This is a genomic window from Sporosarcina sp. P12(2017) (assembly GCF_002743035.1).
Classification (GTDB): Bacteria; Bacillota; Bacilli; order Bacillales_A; family Planococcaceae; genus Sporosarcina; species Sporosarcina ureae.
The window spans coordinates 220647-243239 of sequence record NZ_PDYL01000003.1 but is presented as its reverse complement, the minus strand read 5'-3'; the positions used below and the strand labels follow the sequence as shown (position 1 = coordinate 243239).

Annotated in this window: 19 protein-coding genes; 15 read left to right on the top strand and 4 right to left on the bottom strand. The window is 40.8% G+C overall.

The window, feature by feature from the left end; all coding sequences use genetic code 11:
- Positions 1-255 precede the first annotated feature (255 nt).
- Entirely contained in the window at positions 256-882 is a 627-nt protein-coding gene (locus CSV80_RS03870; RefSeq protein ID WP_099669663.1) for a nitroreductase family protein, read from the bottom strand.
- A gap of 135 nt (positions 883-1017) precedes the next feature.
- Between CSV80_RS03870 and CSV80_RS03865 the strand changes: the two genes are divergently transcribed.
- A complete protein-coding gene (locus CSV80_RS03865; protein WP_099669662.1) occupies positions 1018-1377 on the top strand; it encodes a winged helix-turn-helix transcriptional regulator in 360 nt (119 codons plus the stop codon).
- A 5-nt stretch (positions 1378-1382) separates the two neighbouring features.
- A complete protein-coding gene (locus CSV80_RS03860; RefSeq protein ID WP_369802803.1) occupies positions 1383-2399 on the top strand; it encodes an LLM class flavin-dependent oxidoreductase in 1017 nt (338 codons plus the stop codon).
- Positions 2400-2454: 55 nt separating this feature from the next.
- Here the strand turns inward: CSV80_RS03860 and pepF are convergent, their stop codons facing one another.
- Both pepF and CSV80_RS03850 read right to left on the bottom strand, forming a co-directional pair.
- Entirely contained in the window at positions 2455-4263 is a 1809-nt protein-coding gene (gene pepF / locus CSV80_RS03855) for an oligoendopeptidase F (protein WP_099669674.1), read from the bottom strand.
- An 83-nt stretch (positions 4264-4346) separates the two neighbouring features.
- Positions 4347-4799, bottom strand: a complete 453-nt coding sequence (locus CSV80_RS03850; protein ID WP_099669660.1) for a hypothetical protein — start codon at positions 4797-4799, stop codon at positions 4347-4349.
- A gap of 167 nt (positions 4800-4966) precedes the next feature.
- Here CSV80_RS03850 and CSV80_RS03845 point away from each other — a divergent pair, with 167 nt between their 5' ends.
- The 10 genes from CSV80_RS03845 to brnQ all read left to right on the top strand — a co-directional run bounded on the left by CSV80_RS03845 (position 4967) and on the right by brnQ (position 17357).
- Positions 4967-5446, top strand: a complete 480-nt coding sequence (locus tag CSV80_RS03845; RefSeq protein ID WP_099669659.1) for a PaaI family thioesterase — start codon at positions 4967-4969, stop codon at positions 5444-5446.
- Between the two features lie 33 nt (positions 5447-5479).
- Entirely contained in the window at positions 5480-6691 is a 1212-nt protein-coding gene (locus CSV80_RS03840) for an MFS transporter (protein ID WP_029052808.1), read from the top strand.
- 42 nt (positions 6692-6733) lie between these two features.
- Positions 6734-7660, top strand: a complete 927-nt coding sequence (gene cysK / locus CSV80_RS03835) for a cysteine synthase A (RefSeq protein WP_099669658.1) — start codon at positions 6734-6736, stop codon at positions 7658-7660.
- 247 nt (positions 7661-7907) lie between these two features.
- Positions 7908-8750, top strand: a complete 843-nt coding sequence (locus tag CSV80_RS03830; RefSeq protein WP_029052810.1) for an ABC transporter ATP-binding protein — start codon at positions 7908-7910, stop codon at positions 8748-8750.
- The gene (locus tag CSV80_RS03825) at positions 8683-9438 is read left to right on the top strand and encodes an ABC transporter permease (RefSeq protein ID WP_099669657.1); all 756 of its coding nucleotides are present in this window, start codon (positions 8683-8685) and stop codon (positions 9436-9438) included. The genes CSV80_RS03830 and CSV80_RS03825 overlap by 68 nt, the downstream gene beginning before the upstream one ends.
- Positions 9439-9465: 27 nt before the next feature.
- On the top strand, positions 9466-10470 hold the full coding sequence (locus CSV80_RS03820) for an aliphatic sulfonate ABC transporter substrate-binding protein (protein ID WP_099669656.1): 1005 nt from the start codon (positions 9466-9468) through the stop codon (positions 10468-10470).
- A 126-nt stretch (positions 10471-10596) separates the two neighbouring features.
- On the top strand, positions 10597-11316 hold the full coding sequence (locus CSV80_RS03815; RefSeq protein WP_099669655.1) for an NAD-dependent deacylase: 720 nt from the start codon (positions 10597-10599) through the stop codon (positions 11314-11316).
- Between the two features lie 103 nt (positions 11317-11419).
- On the top strand, positions 11420-12574 hold the full coding sequence (locus tag CSV80_RS03810; RefSeq protein WP_099669654.1) for an exonuclease SbcCD subunit D: 1155 nt from the start codon (positions 11420-11422) through the stop codon (positions 12572-12574).
- Positions 12571-15645: an AAA family ATPase gene (locus CSV80_RS03805; RefSeq protein WP_099669653.1), complete on the top strand. Its 3075-nt coding sequence runs from the start codon at positions 12571-12573 to the stop codon at positions 15643-15645. Before CSV80_RS03810 ends, CSV80_RS03805 begins: the two co-directional genes overlap by 4 nt.
- Before the next feature lie 329 nt (positions 15646-15974).
- A complete protein-coding gene (gene brnQ, locus CSV80_RS03800) occupies positions 15975-17357 on the top strand; it encodes a branched-chain amino acid transport system II carrier protein (RefSeq protein ID WP_099669652.1) in 1383 nt (460 codons plus the stop codon).
- 42 nt (positions 17358-17399) lie between these two features.
- On the opposite strand, the gene CSV80_RS03795 is transcribed toward brnQ, so the two are convergent.
- The gene (locus CSV80_RS03795) at positions 17400-18068 is read right to left on the bottom strand and encodes a GntR family transcriptional regulator (protein WP_099669651.1); all 669 of its coding nucleotides are present in this window, start codon (positions 18066-18068) and stop codon (positions 17400-17402) included.
- 451 nt (positions 18069-18519) lie between these two features.
- Here CSV80_RS03795 and CSV80_RS03790 point away from each other — a divergent pair, with 451 nt between their 5' ends.
- The 3 genes from CSV80_RS03790 to CSV80_RS03780 all read left to right on the top strand — a co-directional run bounded on the left by CSV80_RS03790 (position 18520) and on the right by CSV80_RS03780 (position 22562).
- Positions 18520-18846 (top strand): DUF485 domain-containing protein, encoded by a 327-nt coding sequence (locus tag CSV80_RS03790; RefSeq protein ID WP_099669650.1) that lies wholly within the window; start codon positions 18520-18522, stop codon positions 18844-18846.
- 13 nt (positions 18847-18859) lie between these two features.
- The gene (locus CSV80_RS03785; protein ID WP_099669649.1) at positions 18860-20407 is read left to right on the top strand and encodes a solute symporter family protein; all 1548 of its coding nucleotides are present in this window, start codon (positions 18860-18862) and stop codon (positions 20405-20407) included.
- Positions 20408-20633: 226 nt separating this feature from the next.
- Positions 20634-22562: a DUF294 nucleotidyltransferase-like domain-containing protein gene (locus CSV80_RS03780; protein WP_099669648.1), complete on the top strand. Its 1929-nt coding sequence runs from the start codon at positions 20634-20636 to the stop codon at positions 22560-22562.
- Positions 22563-22593 lie beyond the last annotated feature (31 nt).

The following is a 22593-nucleotide window of genomic DNA, read 5'->3' as shown; positions in this document are numbered from 1 at the left end:
GAAATTAAGGCACCTGTCCAGGGTCTCAAGACGCACGCTGATCCCTCAGGAGTCGGCCTTTCTCCGTTCCGGTACACTCTGATACTCTAAAAAAACATTTACTGATAAGAACAGAAAAAAGCGTAAAGGACTCATTCCCCTTACGTTTTTTCTGTTCTGTCCCAACCTCCTTGTATTGGTTAAGTTTAAGGATATACGTTTTATAAGTGGACAGTTAATAGTAAGTGGTTCGGGATTGAAGATCCAGCCATTCTCTTACATATAAGTAGTAATCGAATCAATAGGTAAACGTGTAGAACCATAAGCAGGTGAAGCGGCTTTACCTAGCGCGATCAGCACTAGCGGCTCGTGGCGTGATTCAAGTTCAAATGACTCAGCAAATTGTTGCTTGTCAAACCCGCCCATCGGAACAGTATCATACCCTCTTGCCTTAGCAATCAACATAAGTTGCATAGAAACCAAACCTGCATCAAACGTCGCGATATTCCGTCTTACTTCAAGTGGTGCATTCGGATAAGCTGCCTTCGCATTTTGAATCTGGATCTGCACATGCTCTTCATCTATATTTCCTGCAGCCAAATTAGAAAGATAGATCTCATCAATGTTGTGATACATTTCTGTATCGCCAATCACCGCAATAATAGCGGATGCTGTTTCAATTTGTTCTTGATTGAATGAAAAACGATTGATCTTCTTTTTTAACTCTTGATCTTGTATAACGAGAAAACGCCATGGCTGTAAGTTGCTTGAAGAAGGAGCGGAGATCGCCTCCTCTAGCATAGACGTAATCTCTTCTTTATTGATTGTATAGTGTGGATCGAACTTTCTTACAGATTTCCGTGCGTGCATAATTTCTAGTAATTCCTCGTAATTTTGTGACATAATGACAAACTCCTCTTAAAATATATTGATATGTACTTACTAATAGTAAGTTCTTTTTAAGGTTACTATTAGTAAGCTTGTTTGTCAAACCTAGGTGTGATAAAGTGAAAGGAGTACAGGATAGGGGTTTTGCTAATGAAGAAAAATGAAGAGTTTGTTCAGTCGGTAAATCCTAAAGGTCAAAAAAGTTGCGATAGTTTCCATAACACGATCGAGTTTATTGGTAAGCGTTGGATGGGAATTATTATTTATCATTTATTAGACGGACCGAAGAGGTTCTTTGAATTATCGGCGGAAATCGAAGGGATATCAGATCGTCTTCTAACGGAAAGGTTGCGTGATTTAGAAGCGCACGGTTTGGTCATTAAAAACCAGTCCGATCCAAAGGTCAGAAAAGTCGAGTACGAGCTTACGCCGAAAGGTAAAGAGTTGGAAGATATTATTCAGGCCATTTTTGAGTGGGTCAAGAAAAATGGTTGCTGTTATAAGGAGTGAATGAATTGATTAGAGAACAAGCGAAACATTTTAGCGGTATTCCGTTATCAATATTAGATTTAGCAATGATCAATGAAGGAAGTCATGCAGGTCAATCATTTAAGAACAGTGTAGATCTTGCACAGCATGCAGAAGATTGGGGATTCAATCGTTACTGGTTGGCAGAGCATCATAATATGCCGGGGGTTGCGAGTTCTGCTACGTCCATCATCATCGGACATGTAGCGCAAGAAACGAAGGATATTCGAGTAGGTTCTGGCGGTGTCATGTTGCCGAATCACGCTCCACTTGTCATTGCGGAACAGTTCGGTACTCTGGATGCTATGTATCCAGGTCGTATTGACTTAGGGCTAGGTCGCGCACCTGGTAGTGACCAGGCAACAGCGTATGCACTTCGTCGTACATTACAGAGTGGTGGGGAAGACTTCCCGCAACAAGTGGAAGAATTACGTATGTATTTTGCAGGCAATCCAACTGATCGCGTTCGAGCATTTCCTAGAGCAGGTCAGAACGTTCCGATTTGGTTGCTCGGTTCAAGTGGCTTCAGTGCGCAATTGTCAGCGGAGCTTGGCTTGCCGTTTTCATTCGCCAGTCATTTTGCACCGCAGTTTATGATGCAAGCACTGCAAATTTATCATCAAAACTTCCGTCCGTCGAAAGATCTTCAGAAGCCGTATGCGATGATGGGGGTTAATTTAATTGCGGCGGATACGGATGAAAAAGCCCAATACTTGGCTACATCGATGCAACAGCAGTTCTTAAATATCCGTCAAGGTAAGATGACGCAATTCACTCCTCCGATTGAAGATATTCATGCGGTATGGTCACCATTTGAACAAGAAGCAGTGGCACAGCAAAGTCAAGCACCATCTGTCATTATAGGCGGTCCTGAAACTGTGAAACGGAAGCTGGAGGAGTTCGTAGAAATGACAAAAGCGGATGAGCTGATTATCAGTTCAGGAATCTTTGATCATGAGGAACGACTTCGTTCATATGAAATCTTAAGTGAAATCATGAAGTAAAAGAAAAAACATCCGCCTTGCAGAAAAAAACTGCTTGGCAGATGTTTTTTTGTTCTTACTGCGCTTCGATCTCTTTCGTCAGTTTCTCGATTTCATCGATTAACTCACCGATATATGAAATCGTATCGCGCAACGGTTTGTCTGTTGTGATATCGATTCCCGCCATTTTCGCGAGTTCAGCTGGTTTTTTTGAACCACCTGCACGTAGGGTATGGAGCCAGTCTTCAACAGCTGGTTTTCCTTCTTTCAATACGCGTTGTGCCATTTCAGTGGAAATTGTCAAGCCGGCACTATATGTGTATGGGTACAAGCCCATGTAATAATGTGGTTGACGCATCCATGTCAATTCTGCACCATCATTCATTCTCACGCTATCGCCCCAGAATTCTTCGAGTACACCGCGCTTCAAATTGTTCAAGATGGTTGCATTGACATTGCCACCTGCATCCACTCGCTCGTACACTTTACGCTGGAACGCTGCTTCAAGTAAATGTGTCACGAAGTTATGGTAATACGTTCGGGCCACGATGGAAGACAGTACCCATCGCTTAAATTTTGGGTCGGTGGAATTCTTCAATAAGTGATTGGCCATCAACATTTCGTTCATCGTAGAAGGTGCTTCAATAAAGTACAATGATGATTCCGAATTAAATAGGTTTTGAGCTTCATTGGCATAGTGGAAATGTCCGGCATGACCTAATTCATGAGCGAGTACAAAGACGTCTTCCATGCTGCCTGTCCAGGAAATCAAAATGAATGAACCGTTGCCATAAGGACTCGCGCAAAATGCACCCGTAGATTTACCTTCATTTTGAGCGAAATCAATCCAGCGTTCTGAATAGGCGCGGTTCACCATGTCGAGATAGTCTTTGCCCATAACGGATAGAGCATCATTCATATAGTTCTTCGATTCTTCCACTGTAATAGATGGTTCGTATAATGGATCAATCGGCATTTTTAAATCCGCGAACGTCATTTCATTTAGACCATAGATTTTCTGAAGGAGTTTTGCGTACTTTCGCATATGTGGTGCGAGTTCTTTCATAATCACATCGATTTGGCGATTGTACATGGAACGATCCACATCTTGTTCCATCAATAAATAGTCGATAACGGAGTCATACCCACGTAAGTCAGAAGTTGTTTTTTCCATTTGTACATGCATGTCATATGTTTTGGCTGTTGTGTGTTGATACTTGCGTAACGTGTCACTAAACATTTCAAAAGCAGCACGTCTTACTGGTGTTTTTGGTTCAGACTCCCATTTCCCTTCGAAAGAAACATAGCTCAGTGGATAGACTTTTCCCTCTGCAGTGAAGTCGGGGAAATCAATATCTGCCATTTTCGTTGTATTATACATTGAATACGGCGCTTGGAAAGAAGAAGAGAATGCAGCGAGTGTTTTCTCTACTTCTGGATGTAATTGATACGGCTTTTCCCGAATGATTTTATCGAATACCGTTGCATACTCTTCGGATTGTTTACTTGCTTGCTGTAAAGTCTCTTCTGAAAGTTCCGTAAGTTCACTCATGATGAAGGAAGTTTGGCTAGCAATTTTTGCAGCAATTGTTCCAAATTGGCTTTCTCTCATTTGAGCTTGATCATTCGTTAGATCCACACTTGCTGCTAACTCGGCATAACTGGAAATCTTGACGAGTTTCTCTTGTAAACGGCGATAGGCATCCAATGCTAGAATAGCAGAAGTTGAATCTACGATCGTGCCTTTATAGTTTTTCTCAAAAGCAGTTGCTTCTACTTCAGCATCTTTTACTGCTTGATCGTAGTCCTGTTCATTTTCAAATAAGGTTCGTAAATTCCACGTTTCTTGTTCGTTTACTCGTGCACGTTTCGGTAAGCTTTTCACCAATGTGAATCTCTCCTTCAAATCGATTATTCGGTTCTCGAATTAATGAATAGTATAATACAATGAATGTTCAGAGTACAAAATTACGGTTTATTGGATAGGATGAACTCCATTAGCCAATCTACTTGTAACGGTCCATTGACAACCTCATAATACAGACGGTCATTGTGGATCAAAACCCCCTCTTCAATTAATATGGTCATACGATTTCCTGTTTCATCATGTAGATCGATTGTAAAGAGTGGTTGATCATCAAACAATTGCAATGTATCGGGATCCACACGCTCGTAATCATATGCTTGGAGAAATTGAAGTAAGCGATCAACTTCTTCTACTTGGTCTACTTTCCAAGTAACGGCTTGCTGTTCGTGCAGACCGGGTTGTCGGATAGTAATGAATGAATAGGGCGATAAACCATTCAGTTGTTGTTCTTGCAATCGCTCAAAGGGATGGGAGGCAGCTTCGTCGATTGTCTGAATCATCACATAAAATCCTCCAGCCACTAGCAATGCCAATATAACACCACGTATCTTCATACTATTTCCCTCCTTCCACAAAATATCGTTTCTCACTAGTATATGAATGTAGTGAGTAAGATACGCACATAACTATCCGTACAATAATAGATATTTCATTTTAGGTCGATATTTCAATTTTCGGAATGTATAATAGAGAGAATTCATCTGAAAGGGAGGCATATAATATGAAGGAATATGTTACACATGCAATTCAGGACAATTACGCAGATGATTTTTCATGGTGCTATGGTTGTGGGCGGCTCAACGAGGAAGGGAATCATTTCCGAACTGGTTGGGAAGGAGACCGAACCGTTACGTATTCATTACCGCCTGAAAAATATACGGCAATTCCGGGATTTGTCTATGGTGGATTTCTTGCCTCATTTATGGATTGCCACGGAACAGGGTCTTGTGCACTTGCCTTACATCGAAAGAATGGTTATGAACCTGGAGACGGATCCGTACCTCCGCGCTTTGTGACAGCTTCCTTGCAGATTACATATAGTAAGCCGACTCCACAAGGAAAAGTATTGAAAGCGATTGGAAACGTTACAGAAATTCATCCAAAGAAGTGGAAAGTAGCTGTAGAAATTTATGCTGAGGATGAATTATGCGCTTCTGGAGAAGTGGTGGGAGTCGTAATGCCTGCTACATTTACAAAGTAAAATAGACAACTAGATAAGGTGTGAACAGATGGTATGAATAAATCACCACAAACTGCCGTAGCGAATCCCGTATTTCCGATTATGATTGCAATCGCGGTCTGTCACTTATTTAACGACACGCTGCAGGCAGTAATCCCAGCTATGTTGCCGATTTTAGAAAAAGAATATCAATTTAGTTATAAACAATTAGGCTATATTGTGTTTGCACTAAATATCGTTGCTTCTTTACTTCAACCGGTTGTAGGCTTTCTAAGTGATCGCAAACCTAAGCCGTTTGCGCTGCCGATTGGCATGACATTTTCTTTAATTGGAATGGCGGGCCTAGCATTAGCACCAAGCTATTGGCTGATCATTGTATCCGTTATGTTGCTCGGATTAGGGTCGGCAATCTTTCATCCTGAAGGTTCTCGTGTGTCATTTTTGGCAGCAGGGAACAAGCGCGGACTTTCACAGTCGATCTATCAAGTGGGAGGTAATTCCGGACAAGCACTTGCACCGTTAATTAGCGCGTTCGTCCTCGTTCCTCTAGGCCAAATAGGAGCAGCAGTTTTTGTGTTAGTAGCTGCTGCAGGCATTGCCTTACTAACTCGTATTTCGATCTGGTACAAGAAACAGCTGGATGAAGAGCGTTTAGGTAACCGAAAGAAAGTATTATTAACGACGATGGAAAGTTTGTCCAAAAGACAAGTGACCGTTGCATTGACTTTATTAATGATTATTATATTTGCGCGTTCATTCTATGTGACGAATATTACGAGCTTCTATATTTTCTATTTGATCGAATACTATGGTATGACGATTCAGCATGGTCAGTTGTATATTTTCTTATTCTTAGCACTGGGCGCTGTTGGAACATTTTTTGGTGGACCTATGGCAGACAGAATAGGGCGAAAAAAGGTGATTGTCTTATCACTTGTCGTGCCATTACCGCTTAGTTTGTTGCTGCCATTTGCTCCGGTATGGGGAATCATCTTACTATTAGTAACGATCGGCTTCTTTATTATGCTGAGTTTTTCCGTCACGGTGATCTATGCCCAGGAACTCGTACCTTCTAAAATTGGTACGATGGCGGGACTAACTGTAGGATTAGCGTTCGGAATGGGGGCAATCGGTGCAGTTGCCATTGGAACGCTTATCGACTCGATCGGTATTTATCAAACGATGATCATCACGTCATTCTTGCCGTTCATTGGTCTAGTTGGATTAGCTTTACCTCGTGATCAAAAGATTACGTCAGCTTCATAATTGGATTAGTAGTTTTATCATCATGAAAAGTAGGTGTGTGGAATGAAAGTAGTCAATAATATGGCGGAATTAATCGGAGAGACTCCGCTAGTAAAAGTCCGAACACTCGGTGAAGATACTGGTGCTGAGGTCTATGTGAAATTGGAATACTTCAACCCAAGCCGCAGTGTGAAAGATCGCGCGGCGTATCAAATGCTTGTAGAAGCCGAGAAAACTGGCGTACTGAAACCTGGTGCCACGATTATTGAGCCGACGTCAGGCAACACGGGAATTGGATTGGCAATGAATGCTGCGGCAAAAGGATACCCAGCTATATTTGTCATGCCAGATAACTCTACGATTGAACGGATTAACTTAATGAAAGCGTATGGAGCGAAAGTTGTACTGACACCTAGTGCAGAGCGTATGCCTGGCGCGATCGCTAAAGCGAATGAAATCTCAGAGTCTATTGAAAATAGTTTTATTCCGATGCAGTTTGAAAATGAAGCGAACCCTAATAGTCATCGCCATACAACGGCTGTAGAAATTATAGAAGCGATTCAATCAATTGATCGTACATTAACCGCTTTTGTTTGTACTTCAGGAACGGGTGGTACGGTGACGGGAACAGGAGAATCATTAAAGGCTCATGACCCAAATATTACAGTTCATGTGGTTGAGCCTGCTGGGTCACCGGTATTATCGGGTGGCAAGCCAGGAAAACATAAATTGGTTGGTACAAGTCCTGGTTTTGTCCCCTCTGTATTAAATACAGATGTCTACGACGAAATTTTCCGTATAGAAGATGACGATGCATATAACACAGTCAGACAATTCGCAAGACAAGAAGGCGTGTTACTCGGACCATCAGGTGGTGCATCTTTGTATGCGGCATTGCAAGTCGCTAAACGTTTAACACCTGAAGATACAGTCGTGTGTATTGCGCCAGATTCCGGAGAAAGATATTTATCGAGTGATTTATTTCAATAATGTCTACTAGCAAAAACCTCTTCCGCATTGGGAAGAGGTTTTTTAGTGTGGGCTTCCAGAATGAAATGTGATGAAAAACCATTACCTATAGCGCTCAATCTATTATTTTAAATAGATTGAAAAAATAATCAGAAAGCCTATTGACAAAACCTACGTAAATGGTAGATTATATATATATAAAACATATAAAGTTAGTAGGAATTGAAAAACGCAATGAAACGAAAAGTATTTACGAGGGGGAATCAACATGTATTTAGAAATTGAAGGCATTGAAAAGAGCTTTCCCCACAAGGAAAAGGGAATGGTGAAAGTACTAGATCATATCAACCTTGAGATAGAAAAAGGACAGTTTGTTTCCATTGTAGGTCCGTCTGGTTGTGGTAAGTCCACTATGTTGTATTTGATAGCGGGGCTGGAAAAAGCTGAACAAGGGAAAATCCGTATTAATGGAAAGGAAGTAAAGGGTTCTGGATCAGATCGAGTGGTGGTTTTCCAAGAAGCGGGGTTGTTTCCTTGGCTGACAGTACTCGATAACGTTACATACGGGTTACTTCTAAAGAAGATGTCGAAGCAAGAAGCGGAACAAAAAGCTATGGAGATGTTAAAAATGGTTCACTTGGGGAATTACATCGATTCCTATCCACATGAATTATCTGGAGGAATGAAGCAGCGCGTATCGATCGCACGTGCGCTTGTGATGGAGCCCGATATCCTGTTAATGGATGAACCATTCGCCGCGTTGGATGAGCAAACGCGCATGGTGCTTCATAAAGAGTTATTGGATATTTGGAGAAAAACGAAAGTAACCGTTCTTTTCATTACACATAATATTCGGGAAGCGGTATTACTTTCGCAAAAGATTGTCGTATTCGCTACCCGTCCGGGGAAAATTAAAGCTACATTCAAATCAAATGATACGAAGGATGGCGTCATGCCGAGTGATGTGACGTTGCAACTTGAAAAGCAGATTTTAGCTGAGCTTCAAGAAGAAATAGAGAAAGTGCTGAAGGAGGAGATGGGTGATGACTACAGCTTTAAGACGAATAGTGTTTCTCGGGATACTAGTGGCGATATGGGAAGTCACATCTAGGCTCTCAGATTTACCTGATTTTATGTTCCCGAGTTTTACACAAGTTATGTCCACCTTGGTTTCTGGTCTCATCTCCGGTCAAATCCTGATTGCAATCGGTGCAAGTCTAAGCAGATTGTTAATCGGATTCACAATTGCTTCAATACTAGGACTGGTGCTTGGTTATTTGATTTGGCGTTACAAAATAGTGGAAGACACACTTGGTTTTCTTGTGACAGCTTTACAGTCAATTCCGAGTATCGTCTGGTTCCCGCTAGCGATCATCTGGTTCGGTCTCAATGATTTTGCCATTTTATTTATCGTTACATTAGGGGCTACATGGACGATGATCGTCAATGCGACAAGCGGATTTAAGAACGTCCCGGTATTATACCAGCGCGTCGCCAAATCTCTCGGTTCTAGCGGGTTTCACTTTTTGCGGACGGTGATTTTGCCAGCATCTGTACCACAATTAATCTCTGGTTTACGTATCGCTTGGGCATTCTCATGGCGCGCACTCATGGCAGGGGAGCTACTAGGTGCAAGTGTTGGTCTCGGTCAACTACTAGAATCAGGACGCGCACTTGGTCAAATGGATTTAGTGATTTCGGTCATGATCATCATCGGTGTGATCGGTACGATTATGGATAATGTATTATTCTTACGTTTGGAACGCAGTGTAGAAAGAAAATGGGGAATTCGGGCGTGACACGCTCAAGGAAAAGGGGATTATTATATGAATAAAAAACTATTGGGTGTATTGCTTTCTGTATTGGCGATTGTGGGAGTTTTATCAGGGTGTGGGAACACGGATGCGGGCAGTGCAGATAAAAAGGAAGTAAGAATCGGGTACTTCCCGAACTTAACGCATATCGCGACAATTGTTGGACTAGAGAATAATTATTTCGCAGAAGAATTCGGTGAAGACATCAAGCTCACGACGAAGACTGTGAGTAACGGTGGGCTGTTTATGGAAGCGATGGCTTCTAATTCCATAGATATTGGAACAGTCGGACCTGGACCGGTTATCAACTATTATGTAAAAGATCCAAAGTATCATATTGTCTCTGGAGCGGTAAACGGCGGAGCGGTAGTAGTAGCTAACGGTAAAAGTGGGATTAATGAATTAGCAGACCTAGACGGCAAGAGAATTGCGATTCCCGTAATCGGTAGTACGCAGGATGTCATGTTACGTAAAGCGTTGAAAGATGTGGATCTAAAAGCCAAAGCAAACGGTGGAACAGTTGAGTTTTTTGCAGCCGCACCAGCAGATACAGCGACATTATTCATTCAAGATTCAGTTGACGGTGCAGCAACTCAAGAACCTTGGGGATATATACTACAAAATCAAGCGGATGGCAAACTGATTCTCGATTGGGAAGACTTTGCTTGGGGGAAAGAATCTACGAACACCGTTGTCGCAACAAGTGATGCGTTTTTGAAAAACGAAAAATTATCGACTGCTTATTTGACAGCACACGCAAAAGCAGTTCAGTTCATTCGTGATGAGCCGGAAAAAGCACAAGAACTAGTAGTGAAGCATATCAAAGATCTAACTGGTAAAGAAATAGCTAGTGATGAATTGGAAGCAGCATTCACTCGAATCGAAGTGACAACGGATGTAAATGAGGATGTATTGCAAGAGATGGCTGATATCAGTCAAGAAGCAGATTATATTAAGACAAATGAAATTGATGGATTGATTAATCTTGAAGCAATTAAAAAAATTACAGCAAACTAATACGAAGCGGGTATCCATTGTGGATGCTCGTTTTTCTATTTCCGTATCGTTTGATAAGTTGCAATAAAACAGGATATGCTAGTATATAGATAGAACATAATTTCGCTAGTTGAAAGGATGAGGACAGTGCTGGCAGATTTATTAAACGAATCGAAGCGTACTATCGTCTATACAGGGGCAGGGATGTCGACAGAAAGCGGGCTACCAGATTTTCGTTCCGCTAAAACGGGCATGTGGGAAACAGAAGATCCTGCCAAAGTGGCAAGCGTAACAGCTCTCAATCAGCAGGTAGAACAGTTTTTTCAGTTTTATAAACAGCGTGTCCTAGCGGCAAAAGAAACAGGACCTCATAGAGGACATGATATTTTGGCTAAGTGGGAAAAAGAAGGTCTGATCAGTGGAATTATTACGCAAAACGTCGATGGTTTCCATACGATGGCGGGCTCGAAAAACGTCATGGAACTTCATGGGACACTTCGTAATGTCCATTGTGAAACGTGTGGAAAAGAATACGGAAACGAACGCTACGAACAAGATGAGTTTTACTGCGATTGTGGCGGTACGTTACGTCCATCCGTTGTGTTATTCGGAGAAATGCTACCAGAAGAAGCATTTATTCAAGCGATATTCGAAAGTGAGAAAGCAGATCTCTTCATTGTTCTCGGTTCATCATTAACCGTTACACCTGCGAATCAATTTCCGCTGATCGCAAAAGAGCAAGGCGCGAAGTTGGTCATTATTAATATGGAACCTACAGAAATGGATCAATTTGCCGATCTCGTTATCAATGAACGGAAAATTGGAGAAATACTAGATGAGGCAGATCAGAAAGTACTAAGTAAGTAATTGAGAGAGAAGAATGGGCGTAATAGAGGAGGTTTTTATACCACTTCTCTAATATGCTATTCTTCTTGTCTCTATTTTTATAGAGGGAAAGAGGGGAAACGATTTGAAAATCTTCCACACAGCCGACTGGCATCTCGGCAAGCTTGTGCAAGGAATATATATGACAGAAGATCAGCGTTATATTTTACAAGCTTTTATAGAAGAGATTAAGAGAGAACAACCAGATGCGGTCATTATTGCGGGAGATCTGTATGATCGCGCAATACCGCCAACTGAAGCGGTAGGGTTGTTGAACGAGGTTTTACAGGAGATTGTGATCGATTTGAAAATACCTGTCATTGCCATTGCAGGAAACCATGATAGCCCTAGCCGCCTTCATTTTGGAAGTACGTTTATGAAAGATCAAGGGTTATACATAACAGGAGAATTATCCCCGGAATTGTCGCCAGTAAAGCTCCAAGACGAATATGGCGATGTCTATTTTCATTTAATACCATACGCGGATCCTTCGATTGTTCGTCACTTGCTTGAAGATGAGTCGATTTCCAGTCATCAGCAAGCTATGAAGAAGATCATCGAGCGTATAGAACAGTCAATGGACAAAGAAGCACGACATGTTTTCGTAGGTCACGCGTTTATCACGAAGCACGGTGAGAAAGAGGAAAATACAAGTGACGCAGAACGACCATTATCGATTGGTGGAGCTGAGTATGTGTCTTCAGATTTATTTGAGCCGTTTCATTATACTGCGCTCGGTCATTTACACCAGGCGCATTTTGTAGGAAATGAAACAATTCGTTATTCCGGTTCACCATTAAAATACTCTATTTCCGAAGAGAATCATCAAAAGGGCTACCTCATTGTGGAGCTAGGAGGAAATGGCAAAGTGGAAATTGAGAAAAAGTTGCTGATTCCTCTTCATGATGTGCGAACGGTTGAAGGCACAATGGAAGACATTTTGGAGATGCATCACAATGAAGATTATGTGTTCGTCAAGCTGCTAGATACGGTACCGGTCATACAACCGATGGAGAAAATTCGTTCCGTCTTTCCGAATGCTATGCATGTAGAACGTAAACTATTTGCATCTTCTACAGACAGTTTTGGCGGAACAATAAGTGTCGAGAAGAAAGAAGACGACCAAGCGATGTTTGCTTCCTTCTTTAAAGAACTTCAAGGCGAAGAAGTAGACGAAGAAACGAAAGAGCTATTCGCTGAAGTTTTGTGGGACGTTATGAAGGAGGAAGACCGTGCATGAAACCCATTACATTAACAATGACAGCATTTGGACCGTATAAAGAGAAGGAAACTGTTGATTTTCGAGATTTAAAAGATCATCGTTTATTTGTCATTTCCGGAAAAACAGGTGCAGGGAAAACTACGATCTTTGATGGCATTTGCTTCGCATTATATGGACAAGCAAGTGGAGAAGATCGTACCGATACGAAAGCGTTGCGCAGTCAGTTTGCGGATGATGATATTCAGACGACTGTAGAATTGACGTTTGACATCCATAAGCGTAGATACCGTGTCGTACGTCAAATTCCTTACAGAAAAAAAGGTAATAAATCGGATACATTAGGTCGCTGCGAATTATTTGAAGAAAAAGATGAGCAATTCATTCCGGCAGTAGATCGCCAAATTGTCACCGAGGTAAATGATAAGATTGAACAATTGCTAGGCTTTACGCACGCGCAATTTAGTCAAATCATGATGTTGCCTCAAGGTGAATTCCGTAAATTCTTGACATCCGATACGGCGAATAAGGAAGCGATTATGCGTAAAATATTTAAGACTGAACCGTATCAAAAAATAGTGGAACGGTTAAAAGTGAAAAAAGAAGAAGCGAACGCTGAATATCTTCGTGAAAAACAGCTGAGTGAAGCTATTCTTCATCAAATACCGGCAAAGTTACCTGCGCGAGCCTCTTTATTATTTACAGAATTACAGTCAGATTACCCGAACTACCATCAGCTCGTATCAGGTCTTCAACAAGAACATGCACATCATGTGACGCAATCTAAAGAAGCACATAAAGAATATACTAGACTTTATACCGTTCATAACGAAAAACAACAGACACTACATGACGCCCGTTCAATTAATGAACAATTTACAAAGCTGCTGCAACGCCAAAAAGAACTGGATGGCATGCTAGCGAAACAACAAGAGATGAAAAGCCTTGAACAGAAATTGCAACAAGCTGAACGCGCCGCGAGATTAGAAGATTTAGAACAACAAGTGAAGTCTAATGTAACTGAATGCCAGAAAAAAGAAAGAAGCCACTCTGAAGCGGTCAAGCTTCTCGCGGAAACAGAGGAAAAGTTAGTGTCCGCAAAGGCTTCGTATGAACAAGAACTAGCTAAAGAATCTGAGCGAAATGAAGTAAAAGAACAGTTGCTTACGCTTAATAATTTACTTCCAACCGTATCGGGACTCGCTACGCAACGTCAAGTAGTAGAGTCACTTAAGCATACTGTAGACCAAGCGGAGAATTCGTTGCTAGTAAATCAGCAAGCATCTAAGAAACAAAAAGAATCCATTGCAGTTCTGAAAAGTGAAATTAAAGAATTGGAAACTTCATTAGAGAAATATGAAGAGTTGTTGGATCAACTTGCACAAAGCAAAGCCATTGCAAAGCAGGTGGCTTCATACAAGCAACAGCTATCACAACGACAAGAAGTTGAGGCTCATTACGAAACGGCTAAGCAACAAGTAGAGCATTCTGCAGAAGTCTATCAAGCTCTTGAGAATCGTTGGATTAGTAATCAGGCGGTCGTCCTTGCGGCATCACTTCATGAGGGAGAGTCTTGCCCGGTTTGCGGTAGTATCGACCATCCGGCTAAAGCTGAAGGTTCAGAAACAGAGCACGTATCCAAGCGACAAATAGACACGGCGAAGCTAGAGTTAACGAATAAAGAACAGACTTTCCATACTAAGCAAGCGGAATTGCAACAAGTGATGCAACGTATTGAACAAAGTGAAGCCGAACTACATGATCAACGAGTGGATTTGAATCGAGATTATCATAAAGAACAAGCTGAATTGACAGACAACGTAGCTGAACTTAGAAGTAAGCGAGAGGTATTGAAACAGAAGAAAGACGAGCAAAACCAAGCGGAGAAGGCCATGGAGGATCTTGCCGAAAAAATAAATACATTAGAACAGCAGCGTAATGAATCAAAAGGTGAGCTCGAAACGAAACTAGCTCTCTATAACCATGTCCTAACGACGGTTCCTGAAAATCTACAAGAACTATCCGCGTTGCAACAACAAATTACATCTAAAGAAACCGCAAGTCAAAAACTTGAACATGATTGGAAGTCTGTTCAACAGAAATTACAAGACGCTACAACTGAGAAAGTTAAATGGGAATCTAGAGCAATGTTAGAAAAGCAATCTCTAACAGATATGCAAGAAAAATTAGACCGAAGTGAAGCTTCCTTTGCAAAACGGATGATAGAAGAAGGTTTCGCTTCAAAAGAGAATTATATGCAAGTCAAACTGCCGACGTCAACGCGTCAGGCGATTGAGCAACAACTTCAAGTGTTTACCCAAACGCTTCATACATTAAAATCATCCGTAGAAGAACTCCAAAGGTCTGTTGAAGGCAAACAGCCATCTGATATTGAGATTATGGAGCAACAAGTAGAAGCGTTGAAAACACAATATGAAGAAGCGTTTGCTCACTACAATCAATCAAAAGCATGGGAACAAGCGGCACAGGATTTGCACAATGAGTTAGAAACAAGTAAATCTAGGGAAGCAGAGCTAGAAAAGACCTATGGAAAGATTACGAACCTCTATGATATAGTCCGTGGTCAAAACCATTTAAAAATTTCCTTTGAGCGTTATATTCAAATTGAATATTTAGAGCGTATCATTTATGCTGCAAATATTCGTCTGCGTGACCTGTCAAATGGACAATACGAACTCGTTCGCAGTGATCGTCAGGAAACAAGAGGGAAACAAAGTGGTTTAGGTATAGACGTTCATGATGCATATACAGGACAAACACGAGACGTCAAGACGTTATCAGGCGGTGAAAAGTTTAACGCCTCTCTATGTTTGGCGCTAGGTATGGCAGATGTCATTCAAAGCTTCCAAGGTGCTGTTCGTATGGAGACAATGTTTATTGACGAAGGATTTGGTGCGTTGGATGAAGAGGCTATTCAAAAAGCAATCGATACACTGATCGCTCTTCAGCAATCGGGGAGAATGATTGGCATTATTTCACATATTGATGAAATGAAAGAAGCGATTCCTGCTACATTGCAAGTAACTAAGTTGAAAGAAGGATATAGCAAGACGAAATTTGTATTGAGTTGATGTTATAGTTCTTAAATTGAGGAGTTTTTCTAAAAGTAGTATGGCACCGCTAACCGACTCTGCAACGGAAATCGCCAACTACTTCCTATCTAATTTTGTTCTTTGCTTTTACTGTTCTTTTAAGTCCGAACTGATCTCTATTGAGGTCAGTTTTTTATTTTAAGAACTTTATTGTAGATTTAGATAAATAGTTAGTATGTTTGCAATAGAGGCAAAAGTTAAATGATTCGACTGACTGTTGATTTTCTAAATAGGGAAGAGTAATATAAGGGAACGTAATATATTGCATACAAATTAACGCTGTTGACTTTGGGAGGATTTTTATACATATGGAAAAGAAATTATCATTTTCATCTAGTCTCGTTATTGGGGTTATGCTATTCGCATTATTTTTTGGCGCAGGTAATTTGATCTTTCCTGCAGAGCTAGGACAGCTCGCTGGAGATCAAACTTGGAAAGCTATGGCCGGCTTTTTATTTACTGGAGTAGGTTTACCTTTTTTAGGTATATTGGCTATCGGTTTTTCTGGCAAGAAAGATTTGCAGGACTTAGCAAGCCGAATTCATCCAATATACGCGGTTCTATTTACAGCCATACTGTATCTAACGATTGGGCCATTTTTTGCCGCGCCACGTACTGGAGCTGTGGCATTTGATATTGGTGTTGCTCCATTTTTAAACGGGTTTTCTATTGATCTTGCACGTTTTATATTTACATTGATTTTCTTCGGTATTAGCATGTGGCTATCACTGAACCCTGCAAAAATTGTCGATCGGGTCGGTAAATATTTGTCTCCTCTCATTATTATTATATTGATTGGCTTAATTGGTATGACTCTTCTTAGTCCGATGGGAAGTGCACAAGTAGCGCAAGCGCCTTACAATGAAACACCATTCTTTACAGGGTTTCTAGAAGGCTATAATACGATGGATGCATTAGCTTCGTTAGTGTTCGGGATCATTGTCATCAACGCATTGCGTGCAATGGGCATTACTAGTAAAAAGCAAATATTGTCTTCCACGGCGAAGACAGGATTTGTAGCAGCCGGATTTTTAGCCATTATATATATCGGTATTGCCTATCTGGGTGCCACATCAGTTGATTTATTTGGCTATCTGGATGGGGGAGGTTCCGTGTTAAGCAAGACTTCCTCGCATTTATTCGGTACGACAGGATTAATGTTACTCGGTGTAGTAATTATGCTTGCCTGTCTGACAACAGCCATTGGGTTACTGACTGCATGCGGTGAATATTTCCATGCGATCATCCCAAAAGTAAGTTATAAACTTTTTGTAGTCTTCTTTTCAATATTCTGTTTGGTCGTAGCGAATTTCGGTTTAGCGAATATTATCAATTACTCGCTACCTGTACTTGTTCTACTGTATCCATTGGCAATGGTTTTAATTCTATTAACGTTCACTGGCCCTTTATTCCATCAATCCAGCTTGGTATATCGAACAGCGACGATAACGGCTTTCCTTGTCAGTTTCATTGAAGCGCTAGTGAAATTCTACTCACTAGTAGAGAAGACCATGCCGAACTGGCTTGTAGCTGTCCAGGATGCATATACAGCATACATCCCATACTACACAGAAGGTATCGGTTGGTTGGTTCCTGTATTGATCATGACAGTTGTAACAGCCATTGTGGCGGTAGTAACCAATAAAAGAATGCGAGCTATCCAAGTGGTCTCCACTAATGAAAAATCATAAAAAACAGGATCCGTTTTTTTCGGATCCTGTTTTCCTGTCTATTTACGCATCCACATTTTCAATCGAATGAAACTCCTCGATCGCGCGTAACCAGTTTTCTCTCATAACTTTTGTAACTTGCTCACCATCACGCTGACTCATTAAATCTATAATCTGGTCATGTTCTGCAATCGACTTTTCCGTCAGTATAATGGAATTGTGAAAGAAAAGCCTACGCACATGGGCTTGTAATGAGACAAGCAGCGAAGAAATGTATGGATTATTAGCTGTGTCCACAATAATTTGGTGGAATTTTTCATCGGTTTTCAAAGCTTGGAAATAATCTTCCTTCTCAACTGCTAGCGCGAATTTCTTATTCGTATCACGCAATTTCTTAATAATATTTTCAGTTAGATTTGGTATAGAAAGTTCAGCTGATAATGCTTGTAGCGCAGCGAGTGGGGGAAGCAAATCTGAAATAGATTCACGATCAACGTCTGTCACTTGTGTTGCTTTACCCGGAAACATTTGAACAAATCCTTGAACTTCTAATAATTGTAGCGACTCACGTATAGGTGTGCGGCTCACTCCGAGTGCTTCTGCTAATTCAACGTCGTTTAGCTTTTCTCCAGGTTGTAGAGTTCCGTCAATAATCCATTTCTGCAGTTGACTGAACGCACTTTCCTTAGCAGTCTTTCGTATGGGTTGTGCGTGGTTAGTTGGTATAGGCAATTTCTCACACCATCTTTCTCCAAAAGTAGTCTTCACATAAATCTGATTTAGCTAATAGCCAATATACAATATACTACATCTTTTTTCTGTTACTTAACAGTCTTAAGTAAAATATACAGAAATAATTGGAAATTATTATAAGGCTAAATAAGATTATATTTAAGTAACATTGAGATAAATGCAAATAGTTCTTGTAGTTTCCGCTTGTATTTGATAGATTAATGTCTATACAGGTTTGCATTCCTTTAGTAGATTAAATTTTACAAATCTTCAAATTAAGGTATTGCAAATATAGTACACGTTTGGTATTGTTTGGGTGTGTACTATAACAAATGAACGACTAACCCGCTATATCATATTATCTATTGAACTTGATGAAAGCGGTTTCAGTGAAATGGGGGGAATATGAACTAATTTACTACGCTATTTAAAATAGAAAGGGGATCAACCAATGACTAATCAAGTGGCACGTGGAAAATCCACAATGGACTATGAAAAGCTCGTTCAAACAGAAGACTTTAAGGGGCTTGTAAAAAGGAAAAAGAGCTTCGCTACACCTTTTGTTATTTTCTTCTTCGCAGCGTACTTTATTCTTCCATTATTAACAGGTTATACAAAGATTCTAGAAACACCTGCCATTGGCGCAATGACATGGACTTGGGTCTATGCATTCTCCATGTTTGTTATGGTCTGGGTATTTACATCCATTTACATGAACAAAGCTAAACACTTTGATGTTGAAGTGGACAAGATTATAGAGAAAAACGTTTTAAAATAAGGGGGTTGTGTTCATGAGTTGGATTTCATATGTTATATTCTTCGCAGTAATCGCGTTAACGCTCTACATTACATACTGGGCGGCAAAGCAAACAACTACGGCAAGTGATTTCTATACAGCCGGTGGTTCATTAACAGGTTGGCAAAATGGTATGGCAATTGCTGGTGACTACTTATCGGCAGCATCTTTCCTAGGGATCGCTGGTGCGATTTCACTAAACGGATTTGATGGTTTCTACTACAGTATTGGTTGGTTAACGGCTTATCTCGTTGTTTTATTCTTAATTGCTGAACCACTACGTAACTTGGGTAAGTTTACGATGGCAGATATGATTGGTGCTCGTTTCGGCGCTAAGAAAGTGCGTGGAGCGGCAGCATTGAATACAATTACAATCGTAATGTTCTACATGCTTGCACAATTAGTTGGTGCGGGTGCTCTTATTAAATTATTATTCGGTATCGAGTATTGGATTGCTGTTCTAATCGTTGGAACTATGATGTTAATCTATGTTCTATTCGGTGGAATGACTGCAACAAGCTGGGTACAAATCGTTAAAGCAATTCTATTGATGTTAGGTACAATCATTATCTCCTTCTTGGTACTTATGAAGTTCAACTTTAACTTCATCGGTATGTTCGAGACAATGAAAACTGCTACTCCACATGGTGAAGCATTTCTTCACTCAGGGGTTGTTTATACAGACACAATCGGTCTTATATCAGTATTGATCGCACTCGTTCTAGGTACTGCTGGTCTTCCACACATCTTAATGCGTTTCTTCACAGTTAAAGATGCGAAAACAGCACGTTCTTCCGTTATTTATTCTGTATGGATTATTGGGATCTTCTATGTATTGACGATCTTCCTTGGATTTGGCGCAGCTAAATTCGTTGGATCAGACGCAATCATCGCAGAAAACGCCGCAGGGAACATGGCGGCACCAATGCTTGCTGGAGTTCTTGGAGGAGACGCACTTGAATCCTTCGTTGCAGCTGTTGCTTTCGCGACAATCCTAGCAGTTGTTGCAGGTCTTGTACTTTCTGGTGCTTCTGCAATCGCTCACGATATTTACGGACAAATTTTCAAAAATGGTAATGTAACGGAGAAACAACAAGTTGCAGCAGCTCGTTGGGCTTCTATCGCAATTGGTGTTGCTTCTATCCTTCTTGCACTAGGTTCTGAAAAGTTGAACGTTGCGTTCTTAGTATCACTTGCATTCTGTGTTGCTGCATCCGCAAACGTACCAACTATTCTATTAACAATTTACTGGAAGCGTTTCAACACAACAGGTGCTGTTGCATCAATGTTGACAGGTCTAATCGTTGCATTAGTTCTTGTTGCGATCAGTCCTTCTGTAATGAGTCCAGTTGAAGGTGCTACTCTTATTACTGGTAATCCAATCTTCCCGTATGCTAACCCAGCTATTGTTTCCGTGCCTGCAGGTTTCCTTGCTGCATTCATTGGCACACTTGTTAGCTCTAAGCGTCACGAGAAAGATGAAGTTTCTTATGCAGAAGTTCGTTTCAAAGCAGAAACTGGCTACAAAGAGCTTGATCTTTAATAACTAGCTTGATATTTAACAAATGGCCCCTCTTCTACAAGCACGACAGAAGAGGGGCCATTTTTTATTCAAATGAAAAACTGTGAAGGTAGGCAGTCATTGACTTAGTATTGGAAGTTCATGCTGAAAGAATAATGAAGGTAAACATGTACGTACTGATGACATTTACATTTGAATAATATGAAGTAAGATCTCGTGATGGTTAATTCGAATAGGAGGTTTTGAAATGCTGAAGATGGTGAAAGATCAGGAGTGGTATGATAAAATTCATGGAAATCCGTTATTTACTAACACATCACAAAAGGAATTTGATCAGTTATTGCTTGAATGTAAGCTGAAAATGTATGAAGAAGCGGAGAAATCCAACTATTTCAAAACACCTCAAGAAGGGTTGCTCATTGTGTTGAAAGGGTCCGCAGAGGTTCAAATAGAAGGACAAGATGGCAGTTCGGTAACACTGGAGTTCATTCAAGAAAATGAACTCATTGGTTTTTCCAACTTTGCCTACTACTTAGGAGAAATGGCCCGACCGCTTGATAAGCATCATATTGATATGGTTGTGGCAGAGGGCTCCGTTTGTCTCCAAGTTCCGTATGAAGTGATTAAGCATCGGATGGATGATCAAAATGTGCGCGATTATATCTTGCGCAAAATGTCGATTCGTTTGGCCAATGTCTATACCTCATTAGGGGAGCAAGTTCGTTTGGCTGACGAATATGGTGAGAGTGAACCGTATGTCCGACGTGTACAGGATTTCATGAGCAGTCCAGTGGTGACAATCCATGCGGAAGCAGAAACGAGAGAAATTGCTGAATTGATGATAAAACACTCCATTAGTTCTATTATTGTGACCGATCAGTCAGGTAAATTGCTTGGAATTGTAACGGAAAAAGATTTGGTCGAGAGAGTGATTGCGGGTGGCGGTTCTCCAATTGGACTCAAGGCAAAAGATGTCATGACGAAAGAGCCGCATACAATCAAGGTAACCGATTATTACTATGAGGCCTTGACTAAATTTTATAAACATGGAATCAAGCATTTGCCGGTAGTCAAAGCAGGGAAGCCTGTAGGAATCGTGACATTTGCTACGTTAATGACAAAACGTGATCGTAATTCTATGAATATTTTAAAAACGATAGAAGAAGCTTCCTTTGAAAAATTGCCTGTCGTGAAAGCGGCAATTTACGATGTGTTGTCCAATTTAATCCAAGATGAAATATCCACAATCCATACATTGGAAATCATTACGAAATTCTATGATCGTCTGGCTAAACATTGCGTTATGCTGGCTGTGCAGTCACTTGAAGATCAAGGGAAAGGTACGCCACCTGTTGCGTTTGCCTGGTACCAGATGGGCAGTGGTGCACGTGGAGAGCAGTTTATGCTGACTGATCAAGATCACTTCCTTGTCTATGAAGACGTAACGAGAGAACAGTCTGAACAAGTAGAGAATTACTTCGAGCTACTTGGCAATGAAATTGTCGTTCATCTTGAACAGGCAGGTTATACTAGGTGTATCGGATTCATGATGGCCAGCGAATCGCAGTGGCGCGGCACTATGGCAATTTGGCATGAACGCATTCGCCAATGGGCGTTGCAATCTACACCTGAACAGATCTTGCTCGGCTACAACTTCCTATCATTCCGTTTCCTCTACGGTGAAACTACCGTCAATGATCGATTTATCGAAATGGTCCACGATCTGTTAAGAAAATCAGCTACATTTATTTATTATATGGCGCAACAGGAAAAAGAAAAACCAATACCACAATTACAACAAAACTTTTTGAACATTTTTAGGGGACGTAGTAAAGCGGATGTAATTGATATTAAGAAACATGCTTTATTCCCGCTTCATCATTGTTTGCAAATCTTAGGAGTTAGTAATGGGATTATTAATGCAACACCTCTTGAGATTATTTCAGCCTTGCAGAAGAAGAAAAAGATCACCAAAGATTTTGCTGAAGAAATTCGCCATGCATATGAAATATCCCTCAGTATTCGAATTTCCATGTCGTGGGAAAAACATTTACGCGGTGAGAAAGTTTCTACAGAAATCGACTTGCGTAAGCTGAGAAGATGGGAATTGAACGAATTACGGACAACGCTAGATACGGTCAGAGCACTTCAATCACATTTATTGTCAAAACTTTAAGACAATATTGATAAAGGTCCCTGTACAAAGT